Source organism: Paraburkholderia solisilvae (assembly GCF_902859875.1).
Classification (GTDB): domain Bacteria; phylum Pseudomonadota; class Gammaproteobacteria; order Burkholderiales; family Burkholderiaceae; genus Paraburkholderia; species Paraburkholderia solisilvae.
Map to the genome: position 1 here is coordinate 23,603 of NZ_CADIKF010000042.1, position 17,350 is coordinate 40,952.

Annotated in this window: 13 protein-coding genes and 2 tRNA genes; 10 read left to right on the forward strand and 5 right to left on the reverse strand. The window is 63.0% G+C overall.

Annotation, left to right across the window (positions count from 1 at the left end; all coding sequences use genetic code 11):
- Positions 1 to 711 precede the first annotated feature (711 nt).
- The 3 genes from HV675_RS23020 (at position 712) to HV675_RS23030 (ending at position 3,246) form a co-directional block, all read left to right on the forward strand.
- Positions 712 to 1,962 (forward strand): aspartate kinase, encoded by a 1,251-nt coding sequence (locus HV675_RS23020; protein ID WP_175113508.1) that lies wholly within the window; start codon positions 712 to 714, stop codon positions 1,960 to 1,962.
- A gap of 246 nt (positions 1,963 to 2,208) precedes the next feature.
- Positions 2,209 to 2,302 (forward strand) — tRNA-Ser (locus HV675_RS23025).
- 608 nt (positions 2,303 to 2,910) lie between these two features.
- Positions 2,911 to 3,246: a hypothetical protein gene (locus tag HV675_RS23030; RefSeq protein WP_175113510.1), complete on the forward strand. Its 336-nt coding sequence runs from the start codon at positions 2,911 to 2,913 to the stop codon at positions 3,244 to 3,246.
- 156 nt (positions 3,247 to 3,402) lie between these two features.
- Here HV675_RS23030 and fabI read toward each other — a convergent pair whose 3' ends face one another.
- A complete protein-coding gene (gene fabI / locus HV675_RS23035; protein WP_175113512.1) occupies positions 3,403 to 4,194 on the reverse strand; it encodes an enoyl-ACP reductase FabI in 792 nt (263 codons plus the stop codon).
- Between the two features lie 275 nt (positions 4,195 to 4,469).
- Between fabI and HV675_RS23040 the strand changes: the two genes are divergently transcribed.
- From HV675_RS23040 to HV675_RS23060, 5 genes are all read left to right on the forward strand, one after another.
- Entirely contained in the window at positions 4,470 to 6,353 is a 1,884-nt protein-coding gene (locus HV675_RS23040; protein WP_175113562.1) for an extracellular solute-binding protein, read from the forward strand.
- A gap of 118 nt (positions 6,354 to 6,471) precedes the next feature.
- A complete protein-coding gene (locus HV675_RS23045; RefSeq protein ID WP_175113514.1) occupies positions 6,472 to 7,512 on the forward strand; it encodes a microcin C ABC transporter permease YejB in 1,041 nt (346 codons plus the stop codon).
- Positions 7,466 to 8,620 (forward strand): ABC transporter permease, encoded by a 1,155-nt coding sequence (locus HV675_RS23050; RefSeq protein WP_377700484.1) that lies wholly within the window; start codon positions 7,466 to 7,468, stop codon positions 8,618 to 8,620. The genes HV675_RS23045 and HV675_RS23050 overlap by 47 nt, the downstream gene beginning before the upstream one ends.
- Before the next feature lie 5 nt (positions 8,621 to 8,625).
- On the forward strand, positions 8,626 to 10,290 hold the full coding sequence (locus tag HV675_RS23055) for an ABC transporter ATP-binding protein (RefSeq protein WP_175113564.1): 1,665 nt from the start codon (positions 8,626 to 8,628) through the stop codon (positions 10,288 to 10,290).
- Positions 10,291 to 10,411: 121 nt separating this feature from the next.
- Complete coding sequence (locus HV675_RS23060; protein ID WP_175113518.1) at positions 10,412 to 11,119, forward strand: C40 family peptidase; 708 nt, start codon at positions 10,412 to 10,414, stop codon at positions 11,117 to 11,119.
- A 252-nt stretch (positions 11,120 to 11,371) separates the two neighbouring features.
- On the opposite strand, the gene HV675_RS23065 is transcribed toward HV675_RS23060, so the two are convergent.
- Entirely contained in the window at positions 11,372 to 12,421 is a 1,050-nt protein-coding gene (locus HV675_RS23065; RefSeq protein ID WP_175113521.1) for a patatin-like phospholipase family protein, read from the reverse strand.
- Between the two features lie 233 nt (positions 12,422 to 12,654).
- Here HV675_RS23065 and gltX point away from each other — a divergent pair, with 233 nt between their 5' ends.
- Both gltX and HV675_RS23075 read left to right on the forward strand, forming a co-directional pair.
- Positions 12,655 to 14,064 carry a glutamate--tRNA ligase gene (gene gltX, locus HV675_RS23070; RefSeq protein ID WP_175113523.1) on the forward strand — a complete coding sequence of 470 codons (1,410 nt, stop codon included), beginning with the start codon at positions 12,655 to 12,657 and terminating at the stop codon, positions 14,062 to 14,064.
- 128 nt (positions 14,065 to 14,192) lie between these two features.
- A tRNA-Ala gene (locus HV675_RS23075) sits at positions 14,193 to 14,268 on the forward strand.
- A gap of 222 nt (positions 14,269 to 14,490) precedes the next feature.
- Here HV675_RS23075 and HV675_RS23080 read toward each other — a convergent pair.
- The 3 genes from HV675_RS23080 to HV675_RS23090 all read right to left on the reverse strand — a co-directional run bounded on the left by HV675_RS23080 (position 14,491) and on the right by HV675_RS23090 (position 17,261).
- On the reverse strand, positions 14,491 to 14,964 hold the full coding sequence (locus HV675_RS23080; protein ID WP_377700490.1) for a cytochrome P460 family protein: 474 nt from the start codon (positions 14,962 to 14,964) through the stop codon (positions 14,491 to 14,493).
- A 194-nt stretch (positions 14,965 to 15,158) separates the two neighbouring features.
- On the reverse strand, positions 15,159 to 15,989 hold the full coding sequence (locus tag HV675_RS23085) for a DUF1223 domain-containing protein (RefSeq protein WP_175113527.1): 831 nt from the start codon (positions 15,987 to 15,989) through the stop codon (positions 15,159 to 15,161).
- Between the two features lie 369 nt (positions 15,990 to 16,358).
- Positions 16,359 to 17,261 carry an NAD-dependent epimerase/dehydratase family protein gene (locus HV675_RS23090; RefSeq protein WP_175113529.1) on the reverse strand — a complete coding sequence of 301 codons (903 nt, stop codon included), beginning with the start codon at positions 17,259 to 17,261 and terminating at the stop codon, positions 16,359 to 16,361.
- Positions 17,262 to 17,350: the final 89 nt, after the last annotated feature.

A 17,350-nucleotide genomic window follows, 5' to 3' on the forward strand; every position in this document is an offset into this window, starting at 1 on the left:
AACCACCAATCGCAACCGCCAATCGCGCTTGTAAATTCCCCATAAATCCTTTGCGCACAAGCGTTTGCGGCGTTCCAGACTTGTCAATTCGCGTCGCTTCAGGTAGGGTATCTTGTTTGCCCGACCCGCTTCTTACGCGTTTTTCGGCGCCTCGCGGTCGAGTTTTCAGTTCAAGGTTGCGATTCACACATCACCGCGACACATCACCACGACACGTCACGGCGAAACATCACCGCGACACGTGTCACGCGCACGGTCCGCCAGTACCACGAGCGCGCTTCAGCCGCTTCATCACCGGCACGTCGAGTCCTACAGGGTTCGTATCGTGAGCGAAGAGCGGGGAGCGAGATGAGCGGCGCAGTGCGGGGGCGAAGTGTGAGGCCAAAAGTGTGAGGCCAGGCGTGGACCATCGCGCACACCCAGGTGTGAACCCGGGCGTGAACTCAAGCGCGGTGTGACTGCCGGTCCCGGAAGGCGCGCTGCGCTTGCCGCCTGTTCGAACTGATCGACCCCGGCCGCATCCGGCCTGGTCCTGCCACCGGAACATCGTGAAAAGCGGGTGAAGGGCAAATCGCGCGTGGCGCGCACGCGCTGACTCTGCGCCGCACATCTTGCCGTCGTTCCCGAACGTTGTGCTTCCAGCTTGTGCGGACGGTTTTCAGCGTGCACGGCGGCGCGTGCCTTAGCTTCTCCCTACCGTTTAGAACGACAATGGCACTCATCGTACACAAATACGGCGGCACCTCGATGGGCTCGGTCGAGCGCATCAAGAACGTCGCGAAGCGAGTCGCGAAATGGCACCAGGCCGGCCACCGGATGGTCGTGGTGCCGTCCGCGATGTCCGGCGAAACGAACCGCCTGCTCGGTCTCGCAAAAGAAATCACCGCTCAGCCGAACCCGCGCGAGCTCGACATGATCGCGTCGACCGGCGAACAGGTCAGCGTCGGTTTGCTGTCCATCGCGCTGCATGACGCGGGCGTCGACGCGGTCAGCTACGCCGGCTGGCAAGTCCCGGTCAAAACCGATAGCGCGTTCACGAAAGCGCGCATCAGCGACATCGACGGCGAGCGCGTGCTGCGCGACCTCGATGCGGGCAAGGTGGTCGTGATCACCGGCTTCCAGGGCATCGATCCGGACGGCCATATCACGACGCTCGGTCGCGGCGGCTCCGATACGTCGGCGGTCGCGGTGGCAGCGGCGCTGAAGGCGGACGAGTGCCTGATCTACACCGACGTCGACGGCGTGTACACGACCGACCCGCGGGTCGTCGAAGAAGCGCGCCGGCTCGATCGCGTGACCTTCGAGGAAATGCTGGAAATGGCGAGCCTCGGCTCGAAGGTCCTGCAGATCCGCTCGGTGGAATTCGCCGGCAAATATCAGGTGAAGACGCGCGTGTTGTCGAGCCTGACCGATCCGCTCATGCCGCTCGAAACGGAAATGGCGTCGGGTACTTTGATTACTTTTGAAGAAGACGAGACCATGGAAAAAGCAGTCATCTCCGGCATTGCATTCCAGCGGGACGAAGCCCGCATCGCCGTGATGGGTGTGCCCGACAAGCCGGGCATCGCGTATCAGATTCTCGGCCCGATCGCCGACGCGAATATCGATGTCGACATGATCATCCAGAATCAGAGCGTCGAGGGCAAGACGGCGTTCACGTTCACGGTCGGCCGCGGCGACTACCAGCGCGCGATGGACATCCTCACGAATCAGGTGAAGGGCCATATTTTCGCGGAGCAGGTGCTGGGCGACCCGAAGGTGTCGAAGGTATCGGTGGTCGGCGTCGGCATGCGTTCGCACGTCGGCATCGCGAGCAAGATGTTCCGCACGCTGTCGGAAGAGGGCATCAACATCCAGATGATTTCGACCTCCGAAATCAAGATCTCGGTGCTGATCGACGAGAAGTACATGGAGCTCGCGGTGCGCGCATTGCACAAGGCGTTTGAACTCGATCAGGCCTGAATCTCAGCTGAGTCTCGGCCGAATCTCAGCTGAGATTCAGCCGATTCTCATCGCGCCGGTTCGGCCCCGACGGGGTCGCCCGGTCTGGCGAGATGCGGCTCGGGCGGCGTCTGCGCGGGCTTTGAGCGATGACAGTGCGGTGACATCACTGGCATAAAAATTGTGCCAGGGAAATTGACCTGTCATCGTGAACCCGCTATTATCTTGGCTTCGTCGCGCTGCCTCCCTGGCGCGAGCGAAGGTTTGGGAGACGTGGCCGAGAGGTCGAAGGCACTCCCCTGCTAAGGGAGCATCTGGGCCAAAACCTGGATCGAGGGTTCGAATCCCTCCGTCTCCGCCAGGAATGGCGGTGGAACCCCGTAAGTTCTCGGACTTACGGGGTTTTGTTTTTTAATGCATTTGATTTTTTCGTCCTTGCGGTTTGACGTTGCAGCCTGATCGGTCCGTTTTTGTCGCGCGCTTGCGACATCTGCTTTTGTATTCGCGCATCGCGTTCGTCGAGTCACACGAGCGACATGTGCAACATGCCGACCCGCGCGCAAATGATCGATTACCTGGGATTACCAGGTGGTTTCGCAGCGACCGCGATTCGCTCCGATGCGCGTGCGAGGCCTGAATTCAAGGCGTTTTGCGCAACATGCGAACGCATGCTGCCAGCGGGCGAGGCAAGGAATGAGGCCAGACGCTGCAACGATATCGCTATGCTTCGTGCAAGCGGACTGTCAAGTTTTTGCGGTTGCTGCCGATAAGTCGGCAACGGCTGCGTCGTGCCGTTGCGTCACGAAATGCTGTCGCCTGTAACTGAACGTTACAGGCGGCACAAAGACGCGATCTTATGCATCAGTTATTACAAAGTTGAAATATGCAGTCAGCGTCCGTTTGTTATATTGAGACGCAGGTAGTCGACAAAACGAAACACGAACACACACTCGCAAAATAGGTGAACACATGAAGACCACGCGTCTTGTTCCGTTCCTGGTAGGTGCGCTCGCAATTGGCGCTTCGAGCGCGGCGATGGCTGGAGGAGTGCATATCGGGGTCAACCTCGGCGTTCCCGCACCTGTCTACGTCGCACCGGCTCCGGTGTATGCACCGCCGCCTCCGCCGGTCGTGTATCAACCGGTTCCGGTCGTGGCTGGGCCTGCAATCTTTATCGGCTGGCACGGCGACCGTTACTGGGATGGCCACCGCTACTGGGGCCGTGACGAGTGGAATCGCCGTCATGGCGGATACCACGGCGGGTATCACGGCCACGACCATGGCCATGATGGTCACTGGCATTAAAAAGTCGTGAGCGCGCGGCACGATAAGTAAGGCCGCGCATCGCACGCTTCGAGTCGACTAGCAAAAAACCGCCCTACGGGCGGTTTTTCTTTTGATACCCGTTGCGTCCGCAACGGCTTGCGCAGCCTCTCGATCAGTGCGGCGACGCTTCGGCCATTACTCCGCAACCGCCGCCATCCCGCCCACCACCGCGTTAAAGCCGCTGTCGACGTGCACGATCTCCGCGGTGACGCCGGCCGCCAGTTCCGACAGCAGGAACGCCGCGGTATTGCCGACCTGTTCGATCGTCACATTGCGCTTGAGCGGCGCGTTGTCTTCGACGAAGTCGAGAATCTTGCTGAAGCCTTTGATGCCGCTTGCCGCGAGCGTCTTGATCGGGCCGGCCGAAATGCCGTTCACGCGCACGCCCTTGCCGCCGAGCGACACCGCGAGATAACGCACGCTCGCTTCGAGCGACGCCTTCGCGAGGCCCATCGTGTTGTAGTTCGGAATGGCGCGCTCGGAGCCGAGGTAGGTCAGCGTGAGCAGCGCGGCGTCGTTCGACAGCATCGGCTGCGCGGCCTTCGCGAGTGCGGCGAAGCTGTACGCCGAAATATCGTGCGCAATGCGGAAGTTTTCGCGTGTGACGCCTTCGAGGAAGTCGCCCGCGATAGCCTCGCGCGGCGCGAAGCCGATCGAATGCACGAGGCCGTCGAGGCCGTCCCAATGCTGCTTTAACGACGCGAACAGCGCGTCGATTTGCGCATCGTCGGCGACGTCGCACGGAAACACCAGGTTGCTGCCGAACTCGGTCGCGAATTCGGTGATGCGGTCCTTGAAGCGCTCGCCGACGTACGTGAATGCGAGCTCGGCGCCTTCGCGCTTGCAGGCCTGCGCGATGCCGTAGGCGATGGAACGATTCGACAGCAAGCCGGTCAGCAGGATACGTTTGCCAGCGAGGAAGCCCATGGATTCTCCTAATGAGGTCGGTGCGTTGCATGCCCGGTTGAACGGGCGCGCGCAGGATTTTGAGTAGAATTCTCTCACATTGCAACCGCCCGTTCCCCGATAAGGCTCCCATGACGCTTGCCATACGACTGCCTGAACCATTTTGCGAGAAGTTGCGTAGGGTGATTCGTTTGCTGTCGAATGGACAGGGTGTGACGCGAAACGCGAAGCGGCACGACGCGTCATATGCGGCCCGGGTCGAGCAGCGCACCGTGTCGCGCATCACGCGGGCCGCCATGCTTGGCGGCGCGCTCTTCACGACGCTGCTGACGGCACAGCAGTCTTTCGCCGCGTATGCGATCGCGCAATACGGCGAGCCCAAATACCCGCCGGACTTCAAGCACTTCGACTATGTGAACCCGGACGCGCCGAAGGGCGGCACGCTCGTGCTCGCCAACCCGGGCCGCATGACGAGCTTCGACAAGTTCAATCCGTTCACGCTGCGCGGCAATGCGGCGCCGGGCATCGACTTGCTGTTCGAGAGCCTGACGACCGGCAGTTCGGACGAAGTCGCATCCGCATACGGCCTGCTTGCGGACGACATCAACGTCGCGGCCGATGGCTTATCGACCACCTTCCACATCAATCCTCACGCGCACTTTTCGAACGGCGATCCGGTGACCGCCGCCGACGTGAAGTTTTCATTCGATACGCTGAAAAGCCCGCAGGCGGCGCCGCAATTTGCGGCGTATTTCGCGGACATCACGCGCGCGGTGGTGGTCGACCCGAGCACGATCCGCTTCGAGTTCCGTCAGCGCGACCGCGAGTTGCCGCTGCTCGCGGGCAGCATGCCGGTGTTTTCGCACAAGTGGGGGATGAAGCCCGACGGCAGCCGCACGCGGTTCGATCAGCTCGCTTTCGAAAAGCCGATCGGCAGCGGGCCGTATCTGATCGAGCAATACGACAACGGCCGCAACATCACCTACAGGCGCGATCCGAACTACTGGGGTGCGGCGCTGCCGGTGCGGATCGGCATGTTCAACTTCGAGCGCCTCCAGTACAAGCTCTACGGCGACCCGACCGCGCGTCTCGAGGCCTTCAAGGCGGGCGAGTACGACGTGCTCGTCGAATATGTCGCGCGCAGCTGGGTGCGCCGCGACGTCGGCAAGAAGTTCGACGACGGTGAACTGATCAAGCGCGAGTTCGTGCAGCACAACGGCACCGGCATGCAGGGCTTCATTTTGAACCAGCGGCGGCCGCTGTTCCAGGATGTGCGCGTGCGCGAGGCGCTCGATCTCGCGCTCGATTTTCAATGGCTCGACCGGCAACTGTTTTACAACCAGTACAAGCGGATCGACAGCTTTTTCGTCAACACGCAATGGCAGGCGAAAGGGCTGCCGTCGCCGGGCGAGCTGAAGCTGCTCGACCCGTGGCGCGCGCAACTCGGCCCGGCGGTATTCGGCTTGCCGCCGAAGCAGCCGGATACCGACGCGCCCGGTTCGCTGCGCGCGAATCTGCTGAAAGCGCGCTCGCTGCTCGCGCAAGCGGGCTGGACGTACCGCGACGGCGCGTTGCGCAATGCGAAGGGCGAGCCGTTCCAGTTCGAGATTCTCGACGACTCCGGCTCCGCGCAGAGTTTCGAGCCGGTGATCGCGCCGTATCTGCGTAACCTGCAAAAGCTCGGTATTACGGCGCGCGTGCGGGTGGCCGATTTTGCGGTTTATCAGAAGCGTCTCGATGCGTTCGATTTCGATGTGACGACGCTGCGCTATCCGGATGTGCAGGTGCCCGGCGCGGATATGGTCGACCGCTTCGGCAGCAAGGCCGCGGATGAGCCGGGCTCGGGCAATCTGATCGGGCTGAAGGTGCCGGCGATCGATGCGATTCTGCGTGCGCTCGTCGGTGCGCAAACGCTCGAGCAGTTGACCGATGCGACGCACGCGCTCGACCGTGTGCTGCTGCATGGTTACTATGTGGTGCCGCAGTGGTATAGCGCGACGCATCGCGTTGCCTACAAGCGCGGACTCGCGTGGCCGCAGACCTTGCCGCTGTACTATTCGGCGGAAGGGTGGATCGTGTCGATGTGGTGGTTCGCGCCGCCGCAGACCGCACAACCGGCAAACCAACCCGCAGCCCAACCCGTCGCGCAAACGGCGACACCAGCGCAGGCCGCGCACTAGCGCGCCGCGCGATGTCGACCACGAGCTAACCATGCGCAACCCGGCGTGACGTCGCCGTTACGCAACCGAGCAGCTAGCCTTTCGATCGACCGACTTATTACCGCACCGGATTGCCGCCATGTGGAGCTACATCCTCAAACGTCTGCTGCTCATGATCCCGACGCTGCTTGGCGTGCTGACGGTCACCTTTATCGTGATCCAGTTCGTGCCGGGCGGCCCGGTCGAGCAGGCCGTGCATGAATTGCGCAGGAATAGCGCGGAAGGCGGCACGCCGTTCGGGCTGCGCGCGCATAGCGGCGTCGACGCGCAGCAGGTCGCGCAACTGAAGGCGCTATACGGCTTCGACAAGCCGCCGCTCGAACGCTACGGGCTGATGCTCAAGCGTTTCGCGCGTTTCGATCTCGGGCAGAGTTATTTTCGCCACCAGAGCGTCTGGTCGCTGATCGTATCGAAGCTGCCGGTGTCGATCAGCATCGGGCTGTGGACGTTTTTCCTGACCTATCTGATCTCCATCCCGCTCGGCATCGCGAAGGCGGTGCGCAACGGCTCGCACTTCGACGTTGCGACGAGCCTCGTCGTGCTGATCGGCTACGCAATTCCAGGCTTCGTGCTCGGCGTGCTGCTGCTCGTATTGTTTGGCGGCGGCAGCTTTCTGCAGCTCTTTCCGCTGCGCAATCTCGTGTCGGACAACTGGGATCAACTGAGCGTCGGCGGCAAGATTCTCGACTATCTGTGGCACATCACGTTGCCGATCGTCGCGTCGGTGGTCGGCAGCTTCGCGGTGGTGACGATGCTGACCAAGAACGCCTTCCTCGACGAGATTCGCAAGCAATACGTGTTGACCGCGCGCGCGAAAGGGCTGTCCGAGCGGCGCGTACTGTGGAAGCACATTTTCCGCAATGCGCTGCTGCCGCTTATCGTCGGTTTTCCGGCGGCGTTCATCGGCGCGTTCTTCACCGGCAGCCTGCTGATCGAAACGCTGTTCTCGCTCGACGGGCTGGGTCTGCTGTCGTATGAATCGGTGATGCGGCGCGACTATCCGGTCGTGCTCGGCACGTTGTATCTGTTCACGCTGATCGGCCTTGCGACCAAGCTGATTTCCGATCTCTGCTATGTGTGGGTCGACCCGCGCATTCAATTCGAACAAATGGAGCGCTGATTTGAGCCGCGTCCGTACCGATGCCGAACCGATCTCGCGCGATACGCCCGTGCGCGCCTTCGTGTCGCCAACGCCAACGCGCCGCGTGTGGCAGCGTTTCAAACAGCAGCGGCTCGGCTACTGGAGCCTGATCGTATTTGTCGTCATCTTCGCGGCGAGTCTGGCCGCGCCGCTCTGGTGCAACGACAAGCCGCTCGTGGTTCGCTACGACGGGCATCTGTATTTTCCGCTCTTCAAGAACTATCCGGAAACGACCTTCGGCGGCGACTTCCCGACGCCCGCCGATTATCTCGACCCGTACATCCGGCATCGCTTCGAGCTGAACGGCAACTTCGCGGTCTATCCGCCGAATCCGTACTACTACGACACGCTGAACTACTTCTCGACGGTGCCGAATCCGGCGCCGCCGTCGCGCGACAACTGGTTCGGCACCGACGAACAGGGCCGCGATCTGCTCGCAAGGCTCGTGTACGGCTTTCGCGTGTCGGTCGAGTTCGCGTTGGTGCTGACCGCGATCGGCACGTTGCTCGGTGTGCTGGCGGGCGCGGTGCAAGGCTTTTTCGGCGGCAAGACCGACATCATCGGCCAGCGGCTCATTGAAATCTGGAGCGCGTTGCCGGAGCTGTATCTGCTGATCATCTTCGCCTCGATCTTCGAGCCCGGCTTTATCCTGCTGATCGTGCTGCTCTCGCTATTCGGCTGGATCGGCCTGTCGGACTACGTGCGCGCGGAGTTTCTGCGCAACCGCCAGCAGGACTACGTGCGCGCCGCGCGCGCGATGGGCCTGTCGAACGGGCAGATCATCTGGCGCCATGTGCTGCCCAATAGCCTGACGCCGGTCATCACGTTTTTGCCGTTCCGCATGAGCGGCGCGATTCTCGCGCTGACGAGCCTCGATTTTCTCGGCCTGGGCGTGCCGCCGCCGACGCCGAGTCTCGGCGAACTGCTGTCGCAGGGCAAGGCGAACCTCGACGCGTGGTGGATTTCGCTGTCCACGTTTTGCGTGCTGGTCATCACGCTGCTGCTGCTGACGTTTATGGGCGACGCGTTGCGCAATGCGCTCGATACACGTCTGTCCGATGCGATGCGCGCCGGAGGCAACCAGTGAGCGAGATGGCCAGCAACACGGCGGGCAACGCGCTGCCGAGCCACGACGCCGATACGCCGCTGCTTGAAGTCGAGCACCTGCGCGTATCGTTTGACGGAACCCACGAAACGGCCGCGGTCAACGACGTGTCGTTTTCGATTGCGCGCGGCGAACGCGTCGCGCTGGTCGGCGAGTCCGGCTCGGGCAAGAGCGTGACCGCGCTGTCGATCCTGCGTCTGCTGCAGGATGCGCACACGAGCGGCGCGATCCGTTTCAACGGCGAGGACCTGCTCGCGAAAAGCGAGCGCGAAATGCGCGGGCTGCGCGGCTCGGCAATCGCGATGATCTTCCAGGAGCCGATGACCGCGCTCAACCCGCTCTATTCGATCGGCGAGCAGATCGCGGAAACCATCGTGCTGCACGACGGCGTATCGTCCGCCGAGGCGCGCAAGCGCGCGGTCGAGTTGCTCGGCCGCACCGGCATCGCGGAGCCCGGCACGCGCGTCAATAGCTACCCGCATCAGCTGTCGGGCGGGCAGCGGCAGCGCGCGATGATCGCGATGGCGCTCGCCTGCCGGCCGCGTCTTCTGCTCGCCGACGAACCGACCACCGCGCTCGATGTGACGATCCGCGCGCAGATCGTCGAACTGCTGCTCGACCTGCAGCGCGAAGAAGCGGAAAAGCGCGGTATGGCCGTGCTGCTGATCACGCACGATCTGAATCTCGTGCGCCATTTCGCGCAGCGGGTCGCGGTGATGGAGAAGGGCGTGCTGGTCGAAAGCGGTCCGGTCGACCAGCTGTTCGCGTCGCCGCAGCATCCGTACACGCAGCGCCTGCTGCAAAGCCGTCCGCAACGCGCGGTCGTGCCGGTGCTGCCGATCGCGCCGGTACTGCTCGACGCGCGCGACGTGTCGGTCGATTTCAGGACGAAGCTGCCGGGCTTTGCCGGGTGGCTGCGCGCCGGACGGTTTCGCGCGGTCGACGCCGCGACGGTGAGGGTGCGTCAGGGCGAGACGCTCGGCATCGTCGGCGAGTCGGGGTCCGGCAAGTCGACGCTCGCGATGGCCCTGCTTGGGCTGCAGCGCACCGTGCAGGGCGCGATCGAGTTTCAGGGCCGGGCGCTCGCCAGCTATCGCGGCCGCGAACAGACGGTGCTGCGCTCGAACCTGCAGGTGGTGTTTCAGGACCCGTTCAGCTCGCTGTCGCCGCGCCATACGATCGAGCGGATCGTCGGCGAGGGGCTCGCGCTGCACCGGCCGCAGCTCGACGCGGCGGCGCGGCGCGAGAAGGTGATCGCGGTGCTGCGCGAGGTCGGCATCGACCGCACCGCGCTGTACCGCTATCCGCACGAATTCTCGGGCGGCCAGCGTCAGCGGATCGCGATTGCGCGCTCGCTGGTGCTGGAGCCGCGCATCCTGATTCTCGACGAACCGACCAGCGCGCTCGACGTGTCGATCCAGCAGCAGGTGCTGAAGCTGCTCGCCGGGCTGCAGCAGAAATATAACCTCGGCTTCATATTTATCAGCCACGACCTGGCGGTGATCGGCGCGATGGCGCATCGGGTCGCGGTGATGAAAAACGGAACCATAGTCGAGAGCGGGGACGTTGAGAAAATTTTTGCGTCCCCGTCGCACCCTTACACCCGAAAGCTGCTCGATGCGGCGTCTGGTGGTGAAAAATCACCGCTGTAACCAATTGTATGTCGATCTCAATTGTATTTTTCTATTCCTTTTGACACTTGAATACTTACTGGCTAGTATCGACCAAACTTTTTTCCTAGTCCGCTGATTTTTAGGCAAAAACTACCGACCAATGCAGCACCGCTCTCTACCCCAGGCTTGTACGCGCGTCGTCGCCGGGATGTTCATTGGCGTACTGATGGCGGCAGCTCCCGGCGCATTCGCCGACGAAGTAAGCAGCTTTAACCAGAATGCCAACTTTTCGACGCCCGCCAGCTTCGCGGGCGCCGGATCGACTCTCCAGCTTCCTTCCCCTTCTTCCCGTGCCTCGGCCGCATCGAACGACGCGCCGCCGAGCCCCGAAAGCGGCGCCCGCTCGTTCCTGTCGGGTGTGGCCGGCAAGGCGGGCGACGTCGTGGTCGGCGCGCTGAACATGATCGGCGTGCGCTACCGCTGGGGCGGCACATCGCCGGATTCCGGCCTCGATTGCAGCGGTTTCGTGCGCTACGTGTTCCAGGACACGCTGGGCCTCGCGCTGCCGCGCCGCGCGGAAGAAATGAGCCGCGTCGGCGAGAAGGTTCGCGTGGCGGATCTGAAGCCGGGCGATCTGGTGTTCTTCAACACGATGCGCCGCACGTTCTCGCACGTCGGCATCTATATCGGCGACAACAAGTTTGTGCACTCGCCGTCCACCGGCAGCACGATCCGTGTCGACGACATGGATGACGCGTATTGGGAAAAGCGTTTCACCGGCGCGCGCCGCGTCGAGACGTCGTTCTCGCCGGCGCAGCAGCAAGATTTGCGTCAACGCGTGAGCGCAACGATCGGCGGCAGTAACTGACGGATGCCGCACCGCTGTCTGTGTAACGGCAGCGCGTTGTTCGAATACTGAAAGGCCCGCTTTCCGGAAATCGGCCGGAAGCGGGCCTTTCGTTTTGATGCCGCGTTTATGGGCTAACGCGGGTAACTGTGGGCTAATCGCGTCGGCCCACTGCGCGGGGTAACCGCGGATTGTCTCTGCGCGTCGTGACTGCACAAAGCCACTGTGCGGCACGAGAGCGACCCGCGCCCTGCGAGTCGGTGTCGCGCGAACTCACGCCGCGACGCGGCTCGCGGCGAGCTTGCGCTGCAGTTCCGGCATGATCCTCGCCACCGCTTCCTCGCCGGCGAGAATCGCCGCGTTGCGCTGCCCGAAGTCGCTGCCGCTCATCGCCGCGAGATTCGGACGGATCACGACGTCCGCGTACTTGTCGAGTTCGTACGCCTTGATGGTTTGACCCATGATCGTGAACGTCTGCATCAGCACGTCGAACGAACTGGCCGTCAGGGCGGTTTCGGGCCGTGCGGAAATATCGACGGCGATCACGAAGTCGGCGCCCATGCGGCGCGCGAACGACGCCGGCACGGGGCTCACGAGACCGCCGTCCACATATTCATGCGCGCCGATTTTCACCGGCTCGAATAGCGACGGCACGCTGCACGACGCGCGCACCGCGATGCCGGTATTGCCGCGCTGAAAGAGGATCGGCTGGCCGGTGTTCAGATCGGTCGCGACGATGCCGAGCGGCTTGGCCATCTTTTCGATCGGCCGATTGTCGAGCGTCGTGTTCAGGTAGTTCTGCAGCGCGACGCCTTGCAGAAAACCGCGCGTGCGAAACGGCATCGCCCAGTCGCTGATCGACGCTTCGTCCATTTTCAGCGCGAGGCGGTTCAGCGCGAAGCCGTTCATCCCGGATGCGTAGAGCGCGCCGACCACCGAGCCCGCGCTCGTGCCGCAGATCAGATCGACCTGAATATTGCGCGCCTCGAGCGCCTTGATCACCCCGATATGCGCGAAGCCGCGCGCGGCGCCGCCGCCGAGCGCGAGGCCGACGCGCAGCGGGCGCGGCGGCTTGATGGCGGGAGGCGCGCTCGATGGCACGGGCGGCGAGGTGTTTGCCGCGGTGCTGTCGGACGGTTTGACAGGTTCAGGCTGTCGATTGCCGCCGGGCAGCGCGCAGGCGCTCAGGACGGCGGACGCCGCGGCCAGCGAAAAGGTGCGGCGGGAAAGACGGGGCGAGGGCTGTTTCAACGAATTCTCCAGCAGCGGCGTGCGGCCGCGGCGCACATCATAAATCAACGCTTCGGCGGCGCGACAAAACATCTGTGGAGCATCTGTTCGACACGCGGATCGGCTTGCCGCGATTGCAGAATCTGCCTGGGACGCACGATCGGTCTGCAGCTCACGCAGAATCTGCTCAACACGCAGCCTGCCACACAAGCAGATTGGCTTCTAAAGCCGTTTTTTCTGCTCCACGCCGTATAATTCGCCTTTCCGAATTTCACACCGCATGCGACCGTCGCCGTATGCCGGCATCCGCTTTCGAGTAACCGTCCATGACCGCTCCTGTTCGCACCCGCTTCGCACCGAGCCCCACCGGCTTCATCCATCTCGGCAATATCCGCTCCGCGCTGTACCCGTGGGCGTTCGCGCGCAAGTCGAAGGGCGTGTTCATTCTGCGTATCGAAGATACGGATCTCGAGCGCTCCACGTCGGAATCGGTGGACGCGATCCTCGAAGGCATGGCGTGGCTCGGTCTCGATTTCGACGAGGGTCCGTTCTATCAGATGCAGCGCATGGACCGCTATCGCGACGTGCTGCAGCAGATGATGGAGCAGGGCCTCGCATACCCGTGCTACATGTCGACCGAAGAACTCGACGCGCTGCGCGACCGGCAGCGCGCGGCGGGCCTCAAGCCGCGCTATGACGGCACGTGGCGCCCCGAGCCGGGCAAGGTGCTGCCGACGCCGCCGGCGGGCGTGCAGCCGGTGATGCGCTTTCGCAATCCGCTCACGGGCGTGGTCGCGTGGGACGACGCGGTGAAGGGGCGCGTCGAGATCTCGAACGAGGAACTCGACGACCTCGTCATCGCGCGCCCGGACGGCACGCCGACGTACAACTTCTGCGTGGTCGTCGACGATCTCGACATGCGCATCACGCACGTGATTCGCGGCGACGATCACGTGAACAACACGCCGCGCCAGATCAACATCCTGCGTGCGCTGGGCGGCGACGTGCCCGTCTACGCGCACCTGCCGACCGTGCTGAACGAGCAGGGCGAAAAGATGAGCAAGCGCCACGGCGCGATGAGCGTGATGGGCTATCGCGATGCCGGCTACCTGCCCGAGGCGGTGCTGAACTATCTCGCGCGGCTCGGCTGGTCGCACGGCGACGCCGAAATCTTTTCGCGCGAGCAACTGATCGAATGGTTCGATCTCGACCATCTCGGCAAGTCGCCCGCGCAGTACGATCACGACAAGCTCAACTGGCTGAATAACCACTACATCAAGGAAGCCGACAACGCACGCCTCGCGGCGCTCGCGAAGCCGTTCTTCGCGGCACTCGATATCGACGACGCGGCACTTGCGAAAGGTGCGGACCTGACGGCGGTGGTCGGGCTGCTGAAGGACCGGGCGTCGACGGTGAAGGACATCGCGGATAACGCGGCGATGTTCTATCGCGAGCCGAATCCGGAGCCGGAAGCGCTCGCGCAGCACGTGACCGATGCGGTGCGCCCGGCACTCGCGGAGCTCGCCGGCGCGCTGAAAACCGTCGAGTGGACCAAGGAGGCGATCGCCGCGGCGATGAAGGCGGTGCTGACCGCGCACAAGCTGAAAATGCCGCAGCTCGCGATGCCGGTGCGTCTGCTGGTGGCCGGCACCACGCATACGCCGTCGATCGACAGCGTGCTGATGCTGTTCGGCCGCGACGTGGTGGTGAGCCGCATCGGTAAGGTGCTGGGCTGAGCGGTGTCGGCTGCTGCTGCGCAGTGCGCGTTAATGCGCGTGGCGCGCAGTGCGGCTCTTCGAATCGCGAAAACAAGGGTATTTACAAAGCCAGATTTGATGACTACAATCTCGCTTCTGTTCTGCAAGGGGGTATAGCTCAGCTGGGAGAGCGCTTGCATGGCATGCAAGAGGTCAGCGGTTCGATCCCGCTTACCTCCACCACACAGGTCCGCAGACAGATCAGGTTGAAAAGACGTACTGGAAGCAGCACCATCAAAAAAGCCCCGAGCGATCAGTCGGGGCTTTGTTTTTTCTACGGCGGGTTTTTCACGCGTAACGTGCTGTGCGAGCCATCGAAGTCTGACAGTGCGATGCATCGTGACGCTCACGATGCATCGCCCGATTCGAAGCGCGCTGGTTTGAATCACCTTGGTTTGAATCACCCTACGGCGCGAGCCGCGTAAACACAAAATCGTGGTTCTTCACCCGCGCCTGATGACATGCAAAGCACGTCTGATGCTGCGCGAGATCCGTCGGCTGGCCGTTGATAAAACGGCCGAAGCCCCAGCCGCCTGAATCCGGATACCGCTTCGAATCCTTCACCATCACCTGCACCGTGGTCGCCGCGCCCGGCACCGAAGCGGGGCCGAACTCCGCGGACGGCACGCGCTTCCATGCGAGCTTGACGAGTATCGAGCCATCGGGAAAAGGCAGCGTGTTCTTTTCCAGCGCCTTCATCGCGGTCGGATTGCCGAGCACGATGCGCAGTTCGTTGAGCGGATCGGCTTCCTCGGCGGGCGCGACGAATTGCCATTTCCGGTAGCCGTGCGGAATCGTCACGCCGTAAATCGGCGAGGCCGCTTCCGCGGCGCTGGCCGCGTCCGCAGGCAGCGACACGGACGCAGACACGAGCGTCATCAGCAACGCGGCGACAAGACCGCTACAAGTCGATTTCATCGACCGCTCCTTCGGTGAGTCATGGATCGTTGCGCGAGCAACCCATTTGTGCGGATTGCCAGGTATCGGGATATCGCTCGGCTGACCTGCGTCAGCCGATGCTGCGTTAGAGCGACGTTGCGCCAGCCGATGCGGCATGCGGCAACGCGTCGATGTCATCGTACCGGCTGGGCGCCGCCGCTGCCGGCATCGCCCGCTTCGCCGCAGCGGGGCAGGTCGGCGGCCTGCAGCACTTCGCCGGTCGACGCGCGTTCGACGAAAGCGACCACGCCTTGCTCCATGCCGCTGGCAGCATATGTGCCGGTAATCTGCGCATGGCCGTCGACGATCGGCACCGGGCCGATCCACTTGCGCGTCACGCGATCGTGATGCAGCGTCGCGCCCGCGTTCTCGCCGCCTTTCACATCGCTATGCAGACCGTCCTCGTACACCGCGACATACGCATAAGCGTCGGCGGGAAGCGGGGTGCGCGCATCGATTCTGGCATCGAACGCGACCGTGCCGGACGCCGACGTCTGCGCGCCGATCCGGATATCGGCTGATGCCGGTTGCGCATCGAGCTGCTGCACACGTTCATCGAAGCTCGTTGCGTTCGACCAGCCGCGCAATTCGCGCCCGCCGACGAATACCGCCGGCGTGTAGACGATATTGCCGCCGCCGGTCGAACTGAGGTACTTCTGCCGCGCGGTGAACGCGGGCTGCGCAAAGCGGTCGCGCCATTGCGCGTTGTCCCAGTAGTCGACGTGCAGCGCGAGCGGCACGAAGATGTCGCTGCGCCGCTCGCGGTTCATCCGGCTGAGCCAGTTGTCGGCGGGCGGGCAGCTGTCGCAGCCCTCGCTCGTGTACAGCTCGACCAGCGCGACGCGATGCGCGGGGCTGGCCACGCTGCACGTGCGCTCCGGCGCGGCGTGGGCGGTGACGGCAACGCCTGACATCAGAAGCACGGCGTGCGCGCAGAAGGTCGAAATTCGGGTTGAGAGTCGCATCGTGATCTCCGGTGAGTGTGACCCGTCCATGCATTGGAACGCATGCAGGTATCTCGTTTATGTCGGGATCGCCGCCGAAAGATGACACGAATGCGGTGAAAATGATGGGTCGTGTATCTGTATCGCGTATCGATACATTACGATACAAAACAGCGGGCAAGGGCGAAGAGAATAAAGGACGAACAGAAAAGGACGAAAAGAAAGGGCGCGATTACGCGCCCCTGCGCCGCCCATCGATGGATGAGCGGCGAGTGAAGCAAAGAGACGACAGACGATCGAAGCGGATCGCCGCCGCTACGGCGGCCGCACCCGGGCGGGGTGCGCTCACATACGCGACGTATACGCACGCACCCGCCCGCGTCTCGTCGCTCAAGCGTGCTTCTTCGCCTCGTCGCGCCAGTAATGCTGTTGCTTCCAGCCGAGCAGGCGCTTCAGCTTGTCATTCGACAGCAGCGTCTCGAACTCGCTCAACTGCTTTTTCACCGGCACGTCCGGATAGAAGCGCTTGAGCAGTTCGGCGGTCGGCAGGTCGGACGAGACATCGTCGGCGGCAATGTTCATCACCTCGAAGCCGAGCCCATCCTTTTCGATCGCGAGCCGGCACGCGTTCGCGAGATCGCGGCCGTCGATATAGCTCCATGCGATGCGTTTGCGCAGTCCCGGGTCTTTCAGCCACACCTTGTTGAACTTCGCATAGTCCTCGGGTTCGAGCACGTTGCCGATCCGGAAGCAGTAGATATCCGCGCCGGTGCGCGCATGGAACGCCTTTGCGGTGACCTCGTTGATCACCTTCGACGTCGCATAACTGTCCATCGGGTCGACCGGGTACTGCTCGTCGAGCGGAAAGTACTGCGGATTGCGGTGCCGGTGCGCGAAGACGACGCCATACGTCGTTTCGCTCGATGCGACGATCACCTTACGGATGCCGAGCTTCGATGCCGCGTCGAGAATGTTGTACGTGCCCATCACGTTGATGCGAAACACTTCGTTATCGGGCGTGACCATGATGCGCGGAATCGCCGCGAAATGGACGATCGCATCGATCGGCTTCGGTTCGAGATCGTCGACGAACTCGGTGGGCGACGTGCTCGACGCGAGCGCGTTGAACACCTGGCCCGCGTCCGTGATGTCGGTGATCAGCGTGCGCGCGGTGCGCTTGGGCATCGGTACGCGGTCGAGATTCATCACTTCATAGCCGTGCTCGACGAGATTCTCGACAACCCATTTGCCGGCGAGGCCGCTGCCGCCGGTCACAACCACTCGCTTCGTCATGCGGTTTGCTCCTTGTAAGGATGGTGAGAGGCCGAACTCGCTGTTCGCATGCGCCTGGTGCCCGCGCGTCCCGGTTCGGGCCTTACCCG

Bases quoted from the DNA above. Each gene is read 5' to 3' on its own strand.
- HV675_RS23020 (WP_175113508.1), top strand. From the start codon at position 712: ATGGCACTCATCGTACACAAATACGGCGGCACCTCGATGGGCTCGGTC.
- HV675_RS23030 (WP_175113510.1), top strand. From the start codon at position 2,911: ATGAAGACCACGCGTCTTGTTCCGTTCCTGGTAGGTGCGCTCGCAATT.
- fabI (WP_175113512.1), bottom strand. From the start codon at position 4,194: ATGGGCTTCCTCGCTGGCAAACGTATCCTGCTGACCGGCTTGCTGTCG.
- HV675_RS23040 (WP_175113562.1), top strand. From the start codon at position 4,470: ATGCTTGGCGGCGCGCTCTTCACGACGCTGCTGACGGCACAGCAGTCT.
- HV675_RS23045 (WP_175113514.1), top strand. From the start codon at position 6,472: ATGTGGAGCTACATCCTCAAACGTCTGCTGCTCATGATCCCGACGCTG.
- HV675_RS23050 (WP_377700484.1), top strand. From the start codon at position 7,466: ATGTGTGGGTCGACCCGCGCATTCAATTCGAACAAATGGAGCGCTGAT.
- HV675_RS23055 (WP_175113564.1), top strand. From the start codon at position 8,626: ATGGCCAGCAACACGGCGGGCAACGCGCTGCCGAGCCACGACGCCGAT.
- HV675_RS23060 (WP_175113518.1), top strand. From the start codon at position 10,412: ATGCAGCACCGCTCTCTACCCCAGGCTTGTACGCGCGTCGTCGCCGGG.
- HV675_RS23065 (WP_175113521.1), bottom strand. From the start codon at position 12,421: ATGTTTTGTCGCGCCGCCGAAGCGTTGATTTATGATGTGCGCCGCGGC.
- gltX (WP_175113523.1), top strand. From the start codon at position 12,655: ATGACCGCTCCTGTTCGCACCCGCTTCGCACCGAGCCCCACCGGCTTC.
- HV675_RS23080 (WP_377700490.1), bottom strand. From the start codon at position 14,964: ATGACGCTCGTGTCTGCGTCCGTGTCGCTGCCTGCGGACGCGGCCAGC.
- HV675_RS23085 (WP_175113527.1), bottom strand. From the start codon at position 15,989: ATGCGACTCTCAACCCGAATTTCGACCTTCTGCGCGCACGCCGTGCTT.
- HV675_RS23090 (WP_175113529.1), bottom strand. From the start codon at position 17,261: ATGACGAAGCGAGTGGTTGTGACCGGCGGCAGCGGCCTCGCCGGCAAA.